The organism is Nocardia speluncae NBRC 108251 (genome assembly GCF_001613245.1).
Lineage (GTDB): Bacteria > Actinomycetota > Actinomycetes > Mycobacteriales > Mycobacteriaceae > Nocardia > Nocardia speluncae.
This window is the reverse complement of record NZ_BDBZ01000006.1, coordinates 189,170-207,926: the sequence shown is the minus strand read 5'-3', so window position 1 is coordinate 207,926 and position 18,757 is coordinate 189,170. Positions and strand designations below refer to the sequence as shown.

Annotated in this window: 20 protein-coding genes and 1 pseudogene; 13 read left to right on the top strand and 8 right to left on the bottom strand. The window is 66.9% G+C overall.

The genetic code is table 11. The annotated features are described in order from the left end of the window. The first annotated feature begins 67 nt into the window (after positions 1-67). From NS6_RS09300 to NS6_RS36210, 4 genes are read left to right on the top strand one after another with little or no spacing between them, the layout of a single operon-like run. Positions 68-1,066 carry an ABC transporter substrate-binding protein gene (locus NS6_RS09300; protein WP_068039522.1) on the top strand — a complete coding sequence of 333 codons (999 nt, stop codon included), beginning with the start codon at positions 68-70 and terminating at the stop codon, positions 1,064-1,066. After that, a complete protein-coding gene (gene entS, locus NS6_RS09295; protein WP_068039519.1) occupies positions 1,063-2,367 on the top strand; it encodes an enterobactin transporter EntS in 1,305 nt (434 codons plus the stop codon). The genes NS6_RS09300 and entS overlap by 4 nt, the downstream gene beginning before the upstream one ends. Then, positions 2,367-3,203 carry a siderophore-interacting protein gene (locus tag NS6_RS09290; RefSeq protein ID WP_068039515.1) on the top strand — a complete coding sequence of 279 codons (837 nt, stop codon included), beginning with the start codon at positions 2,367-2,369 and terminating at the stop codon, positions 3,201-3,203. Before entS ends, NS6_RS09290 begins: the two co-directional genes overlap by 1 nt. 9 nt (positions 3,204-3,212) lie before the next feature. Further along, on the top strand, positions 3,213-3,455 hold the full coding sequence (locus NS6_RS36210) for a phosphopantetheine-binding protein (protein WP_068039512.1): 243 nt from the start codon (positions 3,213-3,215) through the stop codon (positions 3,453-3,455). A gap of 47 nt (positions 3,456-3,502) precedes the next feature. Here NS6_RS36210 and NS6_RS09280 read toward each other — a convergent pair whose 3' ends face one another. Further along, a complete protein-coding gene (locus tag NS6_RS09280; protein WP_068039510.1) occupies positions 3,503-5,155 on the bottom strand; it encodes a (2,3-dihydroxybenzoyl)adenylate synthase in 1,653 nt (550 codons plus the stop codon). 86 nt (positions 5,156-5,241) lie between these two features. Between NS6_RS09280 and NS6_RS09275 the strand changes: the two genes are divergently transcribed. From NS6_RS09275 to NS6_RS09265, 3 genes are all read left to right on the top strand, one after another. Beyond that, complete coding sequence (locus NS6_RS09275; RefSeq protein WP_068039507.1) at positions 5,242-6,048, top strand: SDR family oxidoreductase; 807 nt, start codon at positions 5,242-5,244, stop codon at positions 6,046-6,048. 9 nt (positions 6,049-6,057) lie between these two features. Next, positions 6,058-7,206, top strand: a complete 1,149-nt coding sequence (locus tag NS6_RS09270) for an isochorismate synthase (RefSeq protein WP_068039503.1) — start codon at positions 6,058-6,060, stop codon at positions 7,204-7,206. Between the two features lie 86 nt (positions 7,207-7,292). Further along, positions 7,293-7,946 carry an isochorismatase family protein gene (locus tag NS6_RS09265; protein ID WP_068039500.1) on the top strand — a complete coding sequence of 218 codons (654 nt, stop codon included), beginning with the start codon at positions 7,293-7,295 and terminating at the stop codon, positions 7,944-7,946. A gap of 216 nt (positions 7,947-8,162) precedes the next feature. Here the strand turns inward: NS6_RS09265 and NS6_RS09260 are convergent, their stop codons facing one another. Genes NS6_RS09260 through NS6_RS09245 form a run of 3 tightly spaced genes read right to left on the bottom strand, consistent with a single transcriptional unit; the run spans position 8,163 to position 9,404 of the window. Beyond that, entirely contained in the window at positions 8,163-8,441 is a 279-nt protein-coding gene (locus NS6_RS09260) for a hypothetical protein (protein ID WP_157112673.1), read from the bottom strand. Then, entirely contained in the window at positions 8,438-9,100 is a 663-nt protein-coding gene (locus NS6_RS34595) for a hypothetical protein (protein ID WP_157112672.1), read from the bottom strand. Before NS6_RS34595 ends, NS6_RS09260 begins: the two co-directional genes overlap by 4 nt. Positions 9,101-9,146: 46 nt before the next feature. Continuing rightward, positions 9,147-9,404 carry a hypothetical protein gene (locus NS6_RS09245; protein WP_068039679.1) on the bottom strand — a complete coding sequence of 86 codons (258 nt, stop codon included), beginning with the start codon at positions 9,402-9,404 and terminating at the stop codon, positions 9,147-9,149. A 209-nt stretch (positions 9,405-9,613) separates the two neighbouring features. Here NS6_RS09245 and NS6_RS35745 point away from each other — a divergent pair. Beyond that, positions 9,614-9,763: pseudogene (locus NS6_RS35745) on the top strand (TetR family transcriptional regulator); the annotation flags it as partial. A gap of 298 nt (positions 9,764-10,061) precedes the next feature. Continuing rightward, a complete protein-coding gene (locus NS6_RS09235; protein ID WP_068039482.1) occupies positions 10,062-10,850 on the top strand; it encodes an acyl-CoA thioesterase domain-containing protein in 789 nt (262 codons plus the stop codon). 5 nt (positions 10,851-10,855) lie between these two features. Here NS6_RS09235 and NS6_RS09230 read toward each other — a convergent pair whose 3' ends face one another. Next, positions 10,856-11,323 carry a MarR family winged helix-turn-helix transcriptional regulator gene (locus NS6_RS09230; RefSeq protein ID WP_068039479.1) on the bottom strand — a complete coding sequence of 156 codons (468 nt, stop codon included), beginning with the start codon at positions 11,321-11,323 and terminating at the stop codon, positions 10,856-10,858. A 393-nt stretch (positions 11,324-11,716) separates the two neighbouring features. Here NS6_RS09230 and NS6_RS09225 point away from each other — a divergent pair, with 393 nt between their 5' ends. Then, complete coding sequence (locus tag NS6_RS09225; RefSeq protein ID WP_084470871.1) at positions 11,717-13,450, top strand: BCCT family transporter; 1,734 nt, start codon at positions 11,717-11,719, stop codon at positions 13,448-13,450. Between the two features lie 54 nt (positions 13,451-13,504). Here NS6_RS09225 and NS6_RS09220 read toward each other — a convergent pair whose 3' ends face one another. Together NS6_RS09220 and NS6_RS09215 are read right to left on the bottom strand one after the other, a co-directional pair. Continuing rightward, on the bottom strand, positions 13,505-13,732 hold the full coding sequence (locus NS6_RS09220) for a DUF6374 family protein (protein ID WP_068039477.1): 228 nt from the start codon (positions 13,730-13,732) through the stop codon (positions 13,505-13,507). A 109-nt stretch (positions 13,733-13,841) separates the two neighbouring features. Next, entirely contained in the window at positions 13,842-14,120 is a 279-nt protein-coding gene (locus NS6_RS09215) for a hypothetical protein (protein WP_033244913.1), read from the bottom strand. A 221-nt stretch (positions 14,121-14,341) separates the two neighbouring features. Here NS6_RS09215 and NS6_RS09210 point away from each other — a divergent pair, with 221 nt between their 5' ends. After that, on the top strand, positions 14,342-14,635 hold the full coding sequence (locus NS6_RS09210) for a hypothetical protein (protein ID WP_068039475.1): 294 nt from the start codon (positions 14,342-14,344) through the stop codon (positions 14,633-14,635). Positions 14,636-14,726: 91 nt separating this feature from the next. Then, positions 14,727-16,172 (top strand): DUF1254 domain-containing protein, encoded by a 1,446-nt coding sequence (locus NS6_RS09205; RefSeq protein ID WP_245669213.1) that lies wholly within the window; start codon positions 14,727-14,729, stop codon positions 16,170-16,172. 16 nt (positions 16,173-16,188) lie between these two features. Here NS6_RS09205 and NS6_RS09200 read toward each other — a convergent pair whose 3' ends face one another. Next, on the bottom strand, positions 16,189-18,030 hold the full coding sequence (locus tag NS6_RS09200; RefSeq protein ID WP_068039472.1) for a serine/threonine-protein kinase: 1,842 nt from the start codon (positions 18,028-18,030) through the stop codon (positions 16,189-16,191). Positions 18,031-18,218: 188 nt separating this feature from the next. Here NS6_RS09200 and NS6_RS09195 point away from each other — a divergent pair, with 188 nt between their 5' ends. After that, positions 18,219-18,725 carry an SgcJ/EcaC family oxidoreductase gene (locus NS6_RS09195; protein ID WP_068039469.1) on the top strand — a complete coding sequence of 169 codons (507 nt, stop codon included), beginning with the start codon at positions 18,219-18,221 and terminating at the stop codon, positions 18,723-18,725. Positions 18,726-18,757 lie beyond the last annotated feature (32 nt).

Below are 18,757 nucleotides of genomic sequence, written 5' to 3'. Positions count from 1 at the left end.
GGCCCCAGAAACTCTGCCGGGGCACCGTCCGGTGCCGCGGTAGTTCGAGAAAGAAAGTGAAACACCTATGTCGTTGTTATCCCACAGCCGCTTCACGGCCTGGCTACGTGCCGTAGTCGGTCTGTTCGTCGCGGTCGTCGCGGTCGCGGGCTGTAGCTCCGATGCCGAGCCTGCTGCCGGATCCGGGACCCGGCCGGTCCAGACCGAGAAGGGCGCTGTCGAGGTGCCGGCCGACCCGCAGCGGGTCGTGGTGCTCAACGGCGCCCTCGCCGGCTACCTCTACGACCTCGATGTGCCGGTGGCCGCGGCCGATACCCGGGTTCTCGGCGTCACCGACCGCAGCGGAAAGTTCCCCCCGACGTGGGCGGATGACGCGACGGAACAGGGTACCCAGGTCGTGCCGATCGGGCAGAGCGTGAACGTGGAGTTCGTCGCCTCGATGCAACCCGATCTGATCATCGGTGGTGGCCAGGGCTTCCCGGCCAAACAGTCGGTGGACGCCTACGAGCAGCTCAGCGCCATCGCGCCGACAGTGCTGGTGCCCGGGGATGTCACCGACTGGCAAGGGCAGTTGAAGCTGCTGGCCGATGTGGTGAACAAGGGTGACAAGGTGAACGAGCTGATCACCGCCTACGACGACAAGTTCGAGCAGGTTGCCGAGACCGTCGACGCGCCCGAGCAGCAGATCGGTTTCTTCCAGTCCGCCGCCGACGGCAAGCCGAAGATGATCCTGCCGAACGCGGCGCTGCCGACGCTGCTGGCCGAACTGGGTTTCAAGGCCGACGAGCAGGTTGTCGCCAAGGCCGGTAACCCCGAGGTCAACCCCTCGGCCGATTGGTTCAACTTCAGCCCTGAACTGTTGACCAAGGTCCTGGACCAGCCCGTGGTGATCGTGGTTCCGCTCAGCGGCGCCAAGAGCGCGGCCGATCTTGCGAAGGATCCGATGTTCGCCCAGCTGCCCGCGTTCAAGGACAAGAAGGTCTACGAATTGCCGGCCACCAGCTACCGGCCGGACTACCGCGGCGTGATGAGCACCCTCGACCTGATCCAGGAGCAGTTCAAGTGAGTGCCACCGCCGGCCTCCTCATCGATATCTCCCCGTTGCGGGAGAGCCGGCGGTTCCGCTGTGCCTTCGGCGCGCGGCTGATCTCCGTTCTCGGTATCGGGCTGCTGATGGTGGCCCTGCCGGTCCAGGTCTACGACCTCACCGGGTCGAGCCTGCACGTGGCCGGAGTATCGACGACCATGGCGGTCGCCCTGTTCGCCGGAAGCCTGGGGGGCGGGGTGATCGCCGACCGGTTCGACCGGCGCACGGTGATGCAGTGGTCGCGGACCGCGGCGGGGCTGGGGTTCCTGGCTCTGGGCCTCAACGCGATCCTGGCCAGCCCCGCCCTGGCCGTGATCTACGCCGTCGCCGTCGTCGACGGCCTGGCGGGCGGCGTGAGCGGATCGGCCATGATGGCGCTGGTGCCGATGCTGGTCGAGCGCGCGAAGATGCCGGCCGCGGGTGCGCTGATCACCCTGACCTCGGATCTGGGCACCATGATCACCCCGGCCATCGCCGGTGTGCTGATCGCCCAGATCGGGGTCCCTTTTGCGTTTTTCGCCGCCGCGGCGGCGACTGCGGCCACAGTCGGCTTGATCCGGGCCATCGGCGCCGCCCCGCCACCGGCGCGCGATCTGCGCAATCCGCTGGTGGAAATGGGGCAGGGGATCGGTTTCGCGATGCGCCACCGCGTGATCCGCGCGGTACTGGTGAGCGGTCTGCTCGCCATGCTCGTGAGCGGGCCGCTGGTGTTGCTGCCGGCGTTCTCGGATCAGGCGCTGAATGCCGGTCCGGCGACGCTGGGCCTGCTCTACGCCGCTCCGGGCGCGGGTGCCGTACTCGGGTCGCTGACCAGTGGCTGGATCGGCCGCTCCCGCCGGAAAGGCCTGGCACTGCTGGCGTCGCTGGCACTCATGCCGCTGGGTTTGATCATGGCCGGTGTCTGGCCGCAGGTGGCGTGGAGTGTCTTGGGCCTGGCTGCTTTCGGTATCGCCCGGGCTGTGAACAACATCCTGCGGTACGCGGTATTGCAGCAGCATTCGCCGGAGGATATGCGCGGCCGGTTGTCGAGTCTGCAACTGGTGCAGTCGGTTACCGGAACGGCGCTCGGGTCGATGGCGGCCGGTGTGATCGGCGGTCTGGTGGAACCGGGTGCCGCCCTGGTGGTATACGGCGGTGCGGTGCTCGTGCTGCTCGTACCCACCATGCTGTTCCTGGCACCGCTGGCCCGGCTCACCGCCCCTGGTAAACCCGCCGGGTCACCGGTGAAACCGCCGGTGGAGCCCACCGGGATCGCGGATAAAGGAAAGGACGGTGTGTGATGGATCGCGGTGCCTACCGTGAGCGGATCGCCGAGGTCATGGCCGGGTCGCACGGAGCCAAGGTCGGCTATCCGATCGAATTGCGGGAACTCGAGGTGATTCGCACCGAACAGGTGGGGTCGGGCCTGCTCCGGGTCACCTTCGGCGGTCCGGAGCTCGCCGGATTCCACAGTTATGTACCCGACGAACATGTCCGTGTGGTTTTCCCGGATACCGACGGCGCCCTGCGCCTGCCGGTGAAGGACGGTCTTTCGCTGGAATGGCCTGCACCGAGACCGATCTCGCGGGAGTACACGGTGCGTGGCTACGACGCAGATGCGGGCGAACTCGATATCGATTTCGCGCTGCATCCCGGCGGGCTCGCCTCGGACTGGGCGCTGGCCGCCGAGCCGGGGGCCCGCATCCATATCGCCGGTCCGCCCGGCGGTGTGGTGGTGCCGGACAGCTACGACAACTACCTGTTCGCCGGGGATATCACCGCGCTGCCCGCGATGGCCCGCTGGCTGGAACGGCTGCCGCGCACGACCCGGGGCTGGGTTTTCGTCGAGGTCACCGACGCGAGCCAGGAGATCGGGATCGACGCGCCGTCCGGGTTCGAGATCCAGTGGCTGCATCGCGGCGATGCCGCACCGGGTACCGGGGATCTGCTGGAGAAGGCGATCCGCACGGTCACCGTGCCCGACGGGCAGAACGTGTACGCGTGGGTGGCCGGGGAGGCCGGGCAGCTGCGCCCGATCCGTAAATGGATCCGGAGCGAACTCGGTGTCGGGTCCAAGGACTGCCTGATCGCGGGCTATTGGAAACACGGTATCGCGAATTTCGACGGCGAAGAATAAGGAGAGAGCATGACGAACGACGCAGCGGCCGTGACCGATCGCGATCGCTTCATCCAGGATGTCGCCGAAGTGATGGGGGTACCGGTCGAGGAACTGTCCACCGATACCAACCTGCTCGACGCCGGGCTCGATTCGGTGCGCATCATGCAGCTGGTGGAGAAATGGCGGTCGGAGGGGCATGAGACCGTCGATCCGATGATGCTGGCCGGGGACCCCGTATTGGAGTCCTGGCTAGAGGTGCTGTGCCCGTGACGGGGCGCCGCGAACCGCGCCGGATGCGTGGTTCGCGGCACCGGGGGTCACTGTGCGCGTTGCCCCTCGGCCAGCAGCCGGCGCAGATCGCGGCGGCTGGTCTTCCCGACCCCGGTCTCCGGGAACTCGTCGATGGTCACTACGGCGTCGGGCATCTTCCACGCGGCGATACCGCGTCCGCGGACGAAGCTGCGGACCGTGGTCAGTGTCGGGGGAGTCGCCGGGTCGACGGGTTGGACGAAGGCGCAGATCCGTTGCCCGAGTACCGGATCCGGGGTGCCGACGATGACCGCGTCGCGGATACCGGGGTGTTCGAGCAGATGGGCTTCGAGCTCCTCGGCCGATACCTTCTCGCCGCCGCGGTTGATCCAGTCGCCTGCCCGGCCCTTCACGACGAGGTTGCCGTCCGGGCGCAACGCGACGATATCGCCGGTGCTGTACCAGCCGTCGGCGTCGAAACTGCGGGTGTTGGCCTCGGGATTGTCGTAGTAGCCGCGAATCGTGTAGGGCCCCTGGGTCTTCAGGTTTCCGTCGGCGCCCGGTGCGACTTCGGCGCCCTCGTCGTCGACGATCTTTATTCGGTCGAGCTCCGACATGGGGCGGCCCTGGGTGGCGACGACGACATCGATCGGATCGTCGAGCCGGGTGTAACACACGAGGCCCTCGGCCATCCCGAACACCTGCTGCAGAGTCACGCCCAGCGCGGGTCCGGCACGGCGGGCCAATTCGTCCGGGCAGCGTGCGCCGCCCACCTGAACCACCTGCAGGCTGGACAGGTCCGGCATTTCGCCGCCTTTTTCGGCCCGTTCGACCCACAAGCGTGCCAGCGGCGGAACCAGCCCGGTGATGGTGACCCCGAAGCGTTCGATCGCCGCGAACGCGGTCGAAGGTGTGGGGTCCGGTGTCATCGCGACCGTTCCGCCCGCATACAGTGCGCCCAGGATCCCCGGCGAGCTCATCGGGAAGTTGTGCGCCACGGGCAGTGTGGCGAGATAGACCGAGTCCGGGCCGAGTTCGGTGATCTCGGCGCTGCGGCGCACGCTGTAGAGGTAGTCGTCGTGGGTGCGGGGGATGAGTTTGGGGATTCCGGTACTGCCGCCGGAGAGCTGCAGGAACGCGACATCGCCGGCGTCGAGTTCGGGCATGTCGCCCGGTTCGTCGCGGTAATCGGCGAGATCAGCGGCTCCCTCGGCGAACTCGGTCTCCGGATCGTCGGTGAGCAGCAGGACATGGCGCAGGGAGGCGACCCGGTGCCGGACGGTATCGGCCAGCGCCGCATGGTCGAAGCGCTGGTGGGTGGCGCAGGTGATCATGGCGACCGCTGTGCTCGCGTTGCCGATGGGCACCAGTTCGGATTCGCGGTGCGCCGGCAGGCAGAACACCGGCAGTGCACCGATTTCGAACAGCGCGAAGATGACTTCCACGAATTCGGCCCGGTTGGGCAGCTGTACGAGGACCCGGTCGTGGTGGCCGATGCCGAGCCGCATCAGGCCGGTGGCCAGGGACCGGGCGCGGCGGTCCAGTTCGGCGTAGCTCCAGCGGTGGGTCGCGTCGACGACGGCGATCGCTTCGGGGGTGTGTGCCGCGCGGGTGCTCAGCAGTTGCGCGAACGTCTCACCGGTCCAGCACTTTTCATCGCGATACCGAGTGGCGAGTTCCGGTGGCCAGGGTGTGAAACCGGGCAGGACGGACGATGGCATGGAGCACCTCTTTCCGATCGGCGATCTTGTTCGATGTCACACCGGAATGCTAGCCTTACGGTGTAACTTCAGGTTAGGCTAACCTAATGGTCACGAAGCAATGGGGCGAAGGGGTCATCGTCACCGGAGCCGCCGGGGGCATCGGGGCGGCCGTCGCCACCGCACTCGCCGGCGGTACCCCACTCATCGAACTCTGGGATACCGATCCCCGGGTGCACGAGGCGGCCGGACGGCTCGGGCGGCAGTACGAGGGAATTGCCGCGCGGGGCACCGAAATCGATCTCACCGACCCGGCTGCCGTCTCCGCCGCATTCGATCGCGTGGTCGCCGAGCACGGTGCACCGCGCATCGTCGTGCACACCGCCGGCGCGATGATCGGCGGCTCCGCCCTGGATACCGGCGCCGGCGACTGGCAGCGCTGCCTCGCGGTCAACACCAACGCCGCCGTGTACGTGGCACAGCGCGCCGCCCGCGAAATGGTCGCGGCACAGCGCGGTTCCATCGTGGTGGTCTCCTCGAATTCCGCGACAACCCCCCGGGTCGGCCTGGCCGCCTACGGTGCCGCCAAGGCCGCTACCACGGCGTTCACCCGGTCGCTGGCCCTGCAGGTCGCACCGCACGGAGTACGGGTGAATCTGGTGTCGCCGGGTTCCACCGACACTCCTCTACTCCGCGCCATGTATGCCGATTCCGGCGAGCACGGACTCGGCGACGCCGCGCGCACCAGCCTGCTCGACGGCGATCCGGAGAACTACCGGCTGGGAATCCCGTTGCGGCGGATCGCCGAACCGGCCGATATCGCCGCCGCCGTTCACTTCCTGGTTTCCGACGCCGCGCGCCACATCACCATGCACGACCTGCGGGTCGACGGCGGCGCAACGCTGGATATGTGACACGAGAGGATGATCATCATCGACGCCGAGACCTCCGCTTTTTCCGCGGATCCCGCTTTTGTCCTGTCCCGGCCGCAACGTACCGTGACCGCGTCGGCGGGGGGCCGTGTCTTCCGCAGCGCCGCCGAGGCCGCCGCTGCGCTGCGGTCCCGGCGCGTGAGCCATATCGTCGGCGCGCTGCCGTTCACGCCCGGCGCCCCGGCCGCGTTGTGGGCGCCGGAAACGATTGCGGTGACCGACGGTCCCCGTACTCCGCGGGCGTTGACCGCACCAGATATCGCGATCACCGACAACCTGCCCGAACCCGAGGAACATGTCCGCCGCGTGGGTGCGGCCGTCCGGCTACTGGCCGATCCCGTGCATCCGCTGCGGAAAGTGGTGCTGGCCAGAAAGCTCCGGGCCCGCGCCGATCGCGCGGTGCGCGCGGTCGACCTGCTCGACCTGCTGGTCTCCACCGACCCTGCCGGCAACGGCTACCTGGTCGACCTGTCCGCCGCCGGCGGCGTCTACACCGGCCGGCACCTGGTGGGGTCCAGCCCGGAGATCCTGGTGCGCCGGCTCGGACCGGAGATCATCAGCCATCCGCTGGCGGGTTCCGCACGCCGGATACCGGAGGACCCGGTGGCCGATCGGATCGCGGCCGATTCCCTGCTCGGTTCCGCCAAGGACCGTCACGAACACGGTTTCGTGGTCGACCACGTGGCCGATATCCTGAGCGACCGGTGCACCGATGTGCGAATCCCCGCCGCCCCCGGCCTCACCGAGACCCCGGCCATGTGGCATCTGGGCACCACGATCGGCGCGACGGTGCCGGCCACCGGGCCGACCGCGCTGGAACTGGCCGATGCGCTGCATCCCACCCCTGCGATCTGCGGTACACCGACCGCGGCGGCGGCCGGCTTGATCGCCGAGCTCGAGGGCGAACGCGGTTTCTACGCCGGCGCGGTGGGCTGGTGCGATGCCGACGGCAACGGGGAGTGGATGGTGAGCATCCGCTGCGCGGAACTGGCCGCGGACAACCGGACACTACTGGCCTACGCGGGTGGCGGGATCGTCGCCGAATCGGATCCCGAGGACGAACTGGCAGAGACCACCGGAAAGCTCCAGCGCGTCCTCGGGCCGCTCGGGGTGGGCGGGAAGGCCGCGACCGTTTCCTGACCCGAAAACCCTTTCGCTACTGCGCCCGGGCCCGCAGCCCCCCCCAGAAGGTTGCGTGCCACAAAAGATGATGAGGAGTTCTGGCCATGCCCATGCAGCCGATCGCACCCTATGCGTTGCCGCCGTTGGACGACGAGATCGCCAACCAGGTGTCCTGGGGTATCGAACCCGACAGATGCGCCCTGCTGATCCACGATATGCAGAACTATTTCCTCACCGCGTATCAGCTCGATCGCGATCCGGCCCGGACGATGATCGACAATATCTCCCGATTACGCGATAGATGCCATGAACTGGGCATCCCGGTGATCTACAGCATGCAGCCCGGCGACCAGCATCCCGACCGGCGCGGATTGCTCGCGGATTTCTGGGGGACCGGGATGTCGGATGGTCCCGATACCGAGGTCATCGCGGAACTGAAACCCGAAGAGAACGATATTCAGGTCACCAAATGGCGCTATTCGGCGTTCCAGCGCACCGATCTGCGCCAGCTGCTGGGCTACCGCAATCGCGATCAGCTCATCGTCACCGGTGTGTACGCGCATATGGGCTGCATGCTCAGCGCCGCGGAAGCGTTCATGAACGATATCCGCGCGTTCATGGTGCACGACGGGGTCGCGGACTTCAGCCGGGACGAGCATGCGATCGCGTTGAAATACACCGCGCGGCGCTGCGGCATGGTGCTGAGCACCGACGGTGTGCTGGCGCAGCTCGGGGCCCCGGTGCCGGCCGGAGCTTGAACCGCGGGCCCGGCTCGTGCACGAGTGGTGAGCCGGGCCGTTTCTCATTCGATCAGTTCGCCCGATCGGCGCCAGGAGTCGTGTTCGGTGGTGAAGGCCGCGGTCCGGCGCGCCCGGAACGCGCCGTGGACCATATCGCCCGGGCGCAGCTGCCCGAGTTTCCACCGGTCGGCGGCGGTCGCTCATTGCTGCGAATCTTTTTCCATCTCTTCCCCATTATGGTGATACATTCGCAATTCCTTCGATCAGGAAAGCGTCGAGTTCGGTATCGGAAAGTTCGCCGGTCCCGTCGATCCACCAGCCCCCGATGCATTGAACGGCCGGGTACGGTAAATTGAACGCATTCTGCATCAATTCCATCAAGTCGAGCGTCGACGCATCTGGATAGAGTATCAACATCTCTCGAAGTATCCGAGAGGGAACCCAGCCTTCTCGATACTTCGAGGCCACTAGCGCGGCAGCTGCTTCGTTGAACTTCGGCTCATGATAGTTCATCGGGTAAACTCCACCATTGCGCTGGTGTACTTTCCGGGGCTACCCTCGACGTTCACGATTTCCACCCTTTCGAACCCTGCTCTAGCAGCTTGCTTTCCAGTCCATGTCCTCGCCGCTGCGGCCTCTGGCGACAATCCCTTGGCAGTGAGCTCGTTCAAGCCGGCAAGGTTCGATCCGAATTGCCAATTTCCTGCTATCGAAGTGAACTTGCCTTCGAAGAATTTCAGAATTGCTTGGAACTGTTCCTGGCCGCTCAGCAGAGTCGACCGTTGTCCATTTTCCAGTTTAGTTCTGAGGCTCACGAAGAGACTGCTACCCAAAACCTTACCCTCAGCGTGGAGCCGTGGGTTCGACGAATCCTGTTTGTAGTATCGCTGACCTGGGACGGACCGATCGATCAGGCGCGGTGGTGAATGAACATTGTCTTCGAGTGGGGTCGCTTCCGTGTGTTCGGGGCTCCGTCCCCCGCTTGCTTTCTCGATCTCGCGGCCGGCGTGCTCGGAGGCATCGCCAATTGTTCGGCGCGCCGCGCGGACCTCATCGGCCACGTCGCCCACCGTGTCGTGCAGGTAGGGGCCGGTCCGGCGGCTGAGCAGTTCGATCATGTTGTCCGCCATCCGCTGCAACTGTCGGGATAGCTCACCGGGCACGTCCTTCATTGCTGGCTGCCGCCTCCGCCGCGCACATCGGGCCTGGTCGCGGATCTCATATGTCGATCACCGGCCGGCCACTGCTGTTCGCCTTGCTGCCCCACATGAAAGTGAACCAGCCACTGACCCGGTCCGGTTCCTGATCCAGCAGCGCCACATTCGTGTCCGCGCCGAAATCTGCCACCAACTTGTCCAGCGCTGCCGCATAGATTGCACGCGTGTCGGACACCGTGATCGTGGCCGGGTAGATCCGCACCGCGTCGGCCGATCGCACATCATTCGCCGGAGTCGGCAGCATTCGAACCTGTCCCATCGGCCGACCTCCCACCGGTTCCGCAGACAGTTTCCGAGCCGCCGCCGCGTGAAAGAACATCGCGCAGGACGACTTCGACACTACCGCACATAGTGAGCTGCTATATGCGGTAACCGGTCAGCGCCGGATTTCTCGACGATGTTCCTCGGCCACCGGCACGGACACGGGGTGGTCCCGGTGTGCCGTGCAGGCGAGTCGGCAATGGATTCATGACCCAACTCGGTCCGGGCAGGCCGCGTCTCGCAACGCACCGCCCCCAGGGGCATACGCCGCGTGCCGAAATCCTCGACGCCGCGGCCGAACTGTTCACCACCAACGGCTGCGGCAACACCTCCACCCGGGCGATCGCCGAGGCGGTACTGCGGGTCCTCGGCTGGACCGGCGACCTCGCTGTGGTCGGCGCGTCCGCCGAGAACTCGGTGCACCCATGCGTGTATGAGGCGCGAGCAGCCGGCCGTCGGGTAAGCGGGAGGGCCATCGCGTTGCCGGGCGGGGATGCGGGTGCCGGCGGCCGGGTGCGTGGTCGGCGGGTGCGGTGCCGAGCGTGGTTCGCGCCGTGTGGTGGGTGGTTGCGACGCTGTCGGGTACCTGTCCGTGGCGGGTAACTAGAACGTGTTGTAATTCTGGTGTGGGTTGCCCACGAGAGGAGTCGATACCGTGTTGGCGTTCTTCACCGGAGAAGGTGAGCATTTCCTGCCCACCCGGGTAGCGAGATCCAGCTGGAGCCCGACCCAGATCAGCGGGCCGGCCATCTGCGGGCTGCTCGCCCGGGAGCTGGAAACACGCGCGCCGGGCGTGGAGTTCGTCCCGGCACGGTTCACCGTGGATCTGTTCAGCCCGGTATCCGACGAGCCCACAACGGTACGTAGCACCGTGGTCCGGGAGGGGAAGCGTATCTGCGTGGTCGACGCCGAACTACTCCAGCGCGATGAGGTGCGCTCCCGCGCCACCGTGGTGTATCTGCGGACGGGGGACGTGCCGGCCGGTGAACTGTGGCAACCCGGTCGCGATCTGCCGGTGCCCGATGTCCCGGACGAATCCGAGGCGGGCGCGCATCCGCTGTTCAAGAGTGGTGATCAGGAGTGGACGCGCAATTTCGGTGCCAACCAGACCGCGGACCGCAAGGCGATCTGGCAGAACATGCTGCCGGTGGTCGCCGGTGACCCGGTGACCCCGTTTCAGCGGGTGGCGATGGCCGGGGACGCGGCGAGTTTCATGAGCAACTGGGGTAGCGCCGGTATCGGCTACATCAATTCCGATGTGACCCTCACACTGGCCCGGCTGCCCATCGGGCCGGGGATCGGGGTGCTGGCGCAGGATCATGTGGCCGCCGCGGGAATATCGGTGGGCACGGTGAGCCTCTACGACCGGAGCGGGCCGCTGGGCACAGCGGTGGTGACCGCGATATCCAATGCGCGGCGGCAGGTCGATATGACGCAGTTCTGACGCGGCTATCCGCGCGGCTCGGTATACGAGGGGCGGGGCCAGGGCCGGGCTTCCCGCGCCTCGAGGTCGGTGTTGAATCGCTCGAGGTAGGTGGCGAAGGTCTGCAGGTCCTCTTCGCTCCAGCTACGTAACACCCGGTCCAGGGCGTTGACGTTGTAGTCGCGGTCGGCCCGTAGGCGGCGTTCGCCTTCGGCGGTGATCCGGAACTTGCGGGCCACGCCGCCGGCCGGGTCGGGAATGCGCTCGGCCAGGCCGGCCTTCCTGATGGCGGCCGTTTGCCGGTGAACGGTGGAGGTGTCCAGGGCGAATGCCTCGCTCAGTTCCCCGATGGACATCGGGCCCTCGATCCACAGCCGGCTCAGCACCAGGTAGGCGCTGCGTTCCAGATGGTCGGGGCGGCGTAGATGTGCGTTGAGGCTGTGCCGCCCCAGTAACATGGTTTCGAATTCGATCAGGCGGGTCGGCTTGTCCATGGCGGGTGTCCTGGTCGTGTGCTCATGCCGTGGTGGCCCGGCGGGCGCCCCGCCGATCGCTGTTCCACGCCGCCGGGGATGGTTTGTATCATACACACTCGTTGCATGATGCAAACGCACACCTGTCGACGGGCCTCGGGGGACGCGGCCACCCGGCCGTGGTGGCATTCAGACGGGCTCGCCGGCCCGCGAAGAACGGGGCGGCGCAGCGGGCGCGAATCGGCCCTAGGACGTGTTCGACACATCCCGGTGCACCGGGGCGGTACGGTTTTTCCCGGTACATCCGTTCGGCGGCGCGGTCGCGAACGCCGGCGGGGACCGGGAAACGGCTGGTCCCCGTCGTGCGTGCGGCTGCAATGCGGAGCGCACAGTGCGATCTGAAAGGACTGGTCCATGGTGATCGACACCGGCACGGACCCCGCGACGCCCGAGGGCGACTTGCCGGGCTCCCCGGAAGGAAGACCCGCTTTGCGGCGGGGGCGCGCAGTGGACTGGCTTGTCTTCGGCATCACGTCGATCGGCGCGATGGCCTTCGTACTGTGGGGGATCGTCGACCAGGACAGTCTCGCGCGGGTGGCATCCAACGCGCAGTCCTGGGTGATCACCAATACCGGGTGGCTGTTCGTTTTCGTCGCCACCTCGTTCGTCGTCTACGTGATCTGGCTCGCCCTCAGCCGCTACGGCAAGATCCCACTGGGGGCCGACGACGAAACGCCCGAATTCCGGACGGTGTCCTGGATCGCGATGATGTTCAGCGCCGGTATGGGAATCGGCCTGATGTTCTGGGGCGTCGCTGAGCCGCTGACCCATTTCACGTCCCCGCCGCCGGGCACTGCCGAGGCGGGCAGCCCGGAAGCGGCCGAGGTCGCGCTGGCGACCACCCTGTTCCACTGGACCCTGCATCCGTGGGCGATCTACGCGGTCGCCGGGCTCGCCATCGCCTATACGACCTTCCGCCGCGGTCGCTCGCAGCTGTTCTCGGCCGTGTTCCGGCCGCTGCTGGGCCGGTACGCGGAAGGTCTGGGTGGTAAGGCCATCGATATGATGGCGATCTTCGCGACCCTGTTCGGTTCGGCCGCGTCGCTCGGGCTCGGCGCCCTGCAGATCGGCGCGGGACTCGAATTCAACGGCTATGTCGACGCCATTTCCAAGCTGGGCCTGGTCCTGGTGATCACCGGTCTCACCATCGCCTTCATCCTGTCCGCGGTCTCCGGTATCGCCCGCGGAATCCAATGGCTGTCGAATATCAACATGGTGCTGGCGCTGGTGCTGGCGCTGTTCGTCTTCATCGCCGGACCCACCCTGTTCATGCTGAACTTCCTGCCCACCGCCGTCGGTGACTACATCGCCGAACTGCCGACCATGGCCTCGCGGACCGGTATCGCCGGTGGCGAGGAGATGGAGGCGTGGCTGTCGAGCTGGACCATTTTCTATTGGGCGTGGTGGGTCTCCTGGACCCCCTTCGTCGGTATGTTCATCGCGCGGATCAGCCGGGGTCGTACTATCCGCCAGTTCGTGGCCGGGGTGCTGCTGGTGCCCAGCCTGGTGAGCCTGGTGTGGTTCGCCATCTTCGGCGGCGCCGCGATCAGGCAGCAGACCGATACCGGCAACCTGACCGAGGCGGACGGCAGCGTGAACCCCGACTTCGCCCTGTTCCATCTGCTCGACGAGTACCCGCTCACTTCGGTCGCCACTGTGCTGGTGATGATCCTGGTGGGTATCTTCTTCGTCTCCGGTGCGGATGCGGCCTCGATCGTCATGGGCACGCTCTCCGAACGCGGCAGTATCGAACCCTCGCGGATGACGGTCATCTTCTGGGGTACGGCCACCGGCGCGGTCGCCGCGATCATGCTGGTGATCGCCGACTCGGATGATCTAGGGGGCGCACTGGACGGGCTGCAAGCGCTTACTACCGTAGTCGCGCTGCCGTTCATGGTCGTGATGGTGATGATGTGTATCTCGCTGTATCGCGATGTGCGCACCGATCCGATCATTGTGCGGGCGAACCTGGGTGTGGAACTCGTGGAGGGGGCGGTCGTACAGGGCGTGGCCAAGCACGAAGGCGAATTCGAGCTGGTCACGTCGCCGATCGAAACGGCCGACGACGAACAGGCGACCCGCGACTAGCGTTGCGGCTTCCCGCGCTGAACCCCCGGTCCGTATCCCTCGCGGGCCGGGGGTTCAGCGTCGATGCCCCCGGAAGTCCAGGCAGGCGCGCCCGGTGTGCGCTGGTCGCGAGCTGTTCTGGGTGGCCTCGATATAGATATTGAGGCCGGCGCTGAGCTTGCCGGCCAAGGCCTCGAGCTGATCGGGCGAAAGGGACTCGCCGAAGGCGGCCGCGGCGAGGAGTCGTTCCCGTACCTGTTCGAGATTGAGCCGGGCGAACGGGATGGGGGCGAGTTCGGGCATGCGGGCTACCGTACCCGAATTCGAACATACTTTCGATGGTCGGTGTGTGGGTTGTCCGCACGGCGGTGGGTGACCCACCGCCCCGGGCGACGCCGCGAGGCGTCACCGCTCAGCCGATGACGGCGTTCATGATGGTGCCGGCGCTGGTGGCGACCACGCCGCCGATCATCGCTCCGGCCACCATCTTCGGTGACTCCATCGAACCGCCCGACCATTTCTCCCAGGCGAACTTGCCGCCCGCGTAAATGATCGCGGTGATGCCGGCGAGCAACACGAACCAGGTCAGGTACTGGACCATTTGCGTGATCTTGTCGGCCAGCGGAGGTGCTTCGGGGGTGGGGTTGCCGATTTGCGCCAGCAGCGTATCGGTGACGGCGGCCAGTATCATCTCGCAGCTCACTCTGTGTTCGGGGTGGGCGGGAACGCACACGCATCGTAACCGCTCGCCGGGGGTGATCGCAGTAATCCCCGTTCCCGGTTGGGATTCGGGGGTACCAGCGGTTATAGCGCGAAAGACGCTGAGCGGCAAGAAGTTGCGCCGGAGCCGCCATCGTCTGGATGATGGAGGTGGGCCGCAGCGCCCGAACATATGAGGCGAGGGAGCAGACGGTGAGCATCATCGCAGCGTCGATTGTCGACGCGGTATCGGTATACGCACAGGTCAGCGATCCCACTCCGGAGGCTCCACCGCTGGCGGACAAGATCATGGAGTTCGTGCGATACGCGACCTGGCTGGCCATCCTGTCCGGCACGGTGAGCATCGTATTCGCCGGCGGTAAGTTCGCCTGGGAGAAATGGTCCGGTGGGGCGATGCAATCACCGAAAATGGTGGCCGGAGCCATGATCGGCGGGGTGGTCGCCACCAGCGCCGGCACCATCATGAATACCGTGCTCACCATCTGAGAACCGGCCGCGCCGACCGTGGCGGCAACCATTCGGCTATTCCTGGGCGTATCCTGCGTAGCAGTCCATCCGACGGCGATGAGCAGGGAGAATGTCCATGGGCAACGGCCCGCCGGCGATACCCGGTAACTCGCGGTCCTCGGCGGCGCCCGGCCGGTTGTCCCGTCGGTCGCTGCTGGGTCTGATCGCAGTCACCGGACTGGCGGCCTGCGGCGAGCACGAAGACAGCGCGGTCGAACCGTCGGGTACACCCGCCGAGCGGCGCGAAGTGGCCACCGACGCCTATATCTTCGGGTATCCGCTGATGCTGATCGATACGGTCCGCCGCCAGTCCCTGAAATACACGTCGGTCAACCGGTTCCAGCACCTCTCCTCACTTCCCGCATCGAGCCAGCGCACCGTCGTCCGGATCGATCTGGACAACCTGTACTCGGTGGCGTGGCTGGACCTGCGCGAGGAGCCGGTGCTGTTCGAAGTCCCGCGGATCGAGGACCGCTACTGGGTGATGCAGATCCTCGACGCCTGGTCCAACACCGCGTTCACCCCGACCAGCGTGCAACCCCACGCCGAACCAGGCGCCTCGGCACCGTTCGTCTACGCCGTCACCGGACCGGGTTGGAAGGGAACACTTCCGCTCGGTGCGGTCCAGCTACCCGTGCCCACCGCGGATGCCTGGTTGTACGGGCGGATCGAGGTGCGTGGCCCGGACGATGTTGCGGCGGTGCGTGATATCCAGTCCCACCTGCGGCTCGCCCCGTTGAGTGCCTGGACCACCCCCGCCGCCGCCGAAGCCGATTCGATTCCGGCGAACCGGGACTGGACGGAATCGGCTGGGCGCGACCTCGTCGAGGATATGCCGGTCCGTGATTTCTTCGAGCGCATGTGTGAACTCATGGAGGAGAATCCGCCCGCCGCCGACGACGAACCCGCGATGCGGCGCTTCGCCACCATCGGGATCCGGCCCGGTGGCTCACCCGAAGGGGTGAGCACCGGGGAACTCTCCGCCGGGGCCGACGCTGCCAAACGCAAGATCGTTGCGTACGTGGACCCGGGCAGCATCCTGCGCAACAGCTGGGTGCTGGACCTGAACGTCGGGCGCTACGGCACCAACTACCTGCTGCGGGCAGCTACGGCGAGCAGGGGAGTCGGCGCGAACCTTGCTGCGGTGGTGGTGTATCCGGCGATGTTCGACCAAGCCGACGACGACGGCACCCCGATCGAGTTCACCCTGCGATTCGAACCCGGACAGGCGCCGCCGGTGGCCGCGTTCTGGTCGCTCACCGCGTACGGCAGCGCCGGATACCTGGTACCGAACGAGGCGGATCTGCATACGGTGGGACATCCGGTTCCGCCGGTGTTCGCGCCGGACGGTTCGCTCGAGTTCACCATCCAAGCTGCCGACCCCGGTAGCGGCGTGCCGCGATCGAACTGGCTGCCGATCCCGGAGCGCGGCCAGTTCTCCCTGGTCATGCGGCTGTACGAACCGGATCGGCGGGTCCTGGACGGTGAATGGTTCCCACCCCCGCTGACGCCCTGATACCGGTTCGCACTGGTCAGCCGCGCAGCACCTCGGCCAAGGCCGGATCGAGCACGTCGGCGAGCGCGCGCCACGGGACGGTGATGGTGATCAACCTCTTGCCGGGCGGGGCCACACTGCCCTCCTCGAAATGGATGGCCATACCTTTATCGGTAGCCACCCAGTGATGGAAGTTCTCGGTCCGCGGCCGGGTCGCCCGGTGATCGAAATCCGGACCCGCCGCTGTCTCGGGTAGTAGTCGTTCGGCCTCGTCGGACAACCGGTTCAGGCCGGCATCCAGGTCCGGGAAGAGATCACGCAGCGTGATCGGGTCGGCGTTATCGGCGTTGATCGTGATGGTGGCGAGCAGTTTCTTCGGCTCCCCGGACGGGGGATCGCTCGTACGCGCCGTCGTCAGCAGAGCGCTCAGCACCCCGGCCCCGATATGCAGTTGGTTGGGCGGTCCGCTGGTCAGCTTCGACGATGCGGGCGCGTTGTCGATCTGATCTTGCAGGGCGGCGCGCACCGAATTGTTGAATCGATCCGCAACAGCCGCTGTCCCGCCGTTCACCTGCGGTATCAGAACATTCCAGCTGACGTCGCCGTTATCGCCCCGGGCTTCGGCCCGTGCCTCGGTGTAGCCGTCTCCCGCGGGGGTGGTGCCCGTGGCGGTGCCGGGTACGGAGGAAACGGGGGTACCGGTGTCGCTGGCGGGCGCCGCCGTGGGATCCGCGGTGCCCTCCGATCCCGCGTTATCGGTGCCGAACACCGCGGTGGCCGTCAAGGCTGCGGCGAGTAGGAGGGCGCCGGTGCCGACCACGATGGGTCGCTTTCGCACGCGCCGCTGCCCGGTGCCTGCGACCGAGGCTGCGGATGAGGCCGAGTCGCTGGACGTGACCGACCGCGTGGGTGTCGGCCACCCGGGAGATGGCGAGTCGTGGTGTGGGCCGCCGGAAAGCCGTGAGCGCGCGCTCGTGTGCGTAGGCGGGCCGGGCGAGTGCGGTAAGTCCGGGCGGGCGGGTGTCGGCGGGCCACCGAATGCGGATTCGAGTGCGCGCAACGCCTCTTCGCTGAAGGCGCGGCACGAGTCGTAGCGGTCCGCGGGGTTCTTCGACAGCGCCCGGTACAGCACCGCGTCGATCGCCGGCGGCAGTCCGGGAGCGCGGTCGGAGGCCGCGGGCGGCGCAGCGTTCAGGTGGGCGTTGACGACCGCGGCGGTGCTGCTCACGGGGAACAGTTTCTCGCCGGTGAGCAGGACGAAAAGCGTGCAGCCCAGGGCGTACACATCGGCACGGTGATCGACCGGGCCGGCGGTGAACTGTTCGGGCGCGGCATAGGACACCGTCGCGATCACATCGCCGGTACGGGTCAGGTCCGTGCCTTCGCGGGCGAGGCGGGCGATCCCGAAATCGGTGAGCAGGGCCCGTTCGCCGAATTCGCGGTCCGGATCCGCGGTGACCAGGATATTCGCCGGTTTCACATCCCGGTGCAGCATCCCGTTACGGTGGGCGTGGTCCAGCCCGCGAGCGGCATCGTCGATGATATGCGCCGCCCGGCGCGGACCGAGCTGCGGTGAACCGGCCAGCGCGGCGGCATCGGTACCCGGAACGTATTCCATAGCGATCCAGGGCTGTCCGCCGGTGACACCGCGATCGTGAACGGTGACGATATTCGGATGCCGCAACCGGGCCGCGAGTTCGGCTTCCCGATCGAACCGGCCACGAAACCCGGCGTCTGCCAGATGATCTGCCGGTAGCAGTTTCAGCACATCCTGCCGGGGCAGCCGAGGGTGTTCGGCGAGATAGACGACGCCCATCCCGCCTGCGCCGATCCGGCGCACGATCCGGTAGCCGGCGAATCTCGCCCCGGGTTGCAGCATTGCCCGAGACTATCGCGGGACCGGTGGGCGTCGCGGGCCGGAGGAGTGGTTCGGTACGCGCATACCACACCCCTGGAGCAGGTTGCTCCGGGCGAATTTCCTGGTCGGTTCCGGGTATTCCCCGATACCGCATCGCGGGCCCGCGGCGCAGCATCGGAGTATCGGATCCGGCGAAGGGGATGTGGACGATGACCGAGCAAGATTTGCGTACTGTGGCCGAGGCCGAACAGCAGATCCGGGAAGTGCTGAGCCGGGCCGCTCTGGCGTGGGCCGATAACGATGCGACGGCCTATGCTGCGGAATTCACCGCAGACAGCGACTACGTGGCCTTCGACGGCACCCACGTGCGTGGGCGCGAGGCGAATCGCGCGCTACACGCCGGACTGTTCGAAGGGCCGCTGTACGGCACCCGCCTCGAGGGCGAGATCGAATCGATCCGCTTCCTCACCGACGACGTGGCTGTTGCGCATATGACCGGATCGGTGGTGTTCGCCTGGCAGAGCGGTATTCCACGGAACCGGAGGTCACGTAACACCTGGGTGCTGCACCGCGCCGACGGCGAATGGAAGGTCGCGGCCTTCCACAACACTCGGGTCCGGCCCCTGCCCGGCGACGACAGCCCGTTCGGCCGCTGGTTCGCAACCTATGTACGCCGGCGCACCGACCGCGCCAGGGTGCTGACCGGTCAGAGCTGAGAGCCTGCGCGATCCGCACCGGGTCCCGGCGG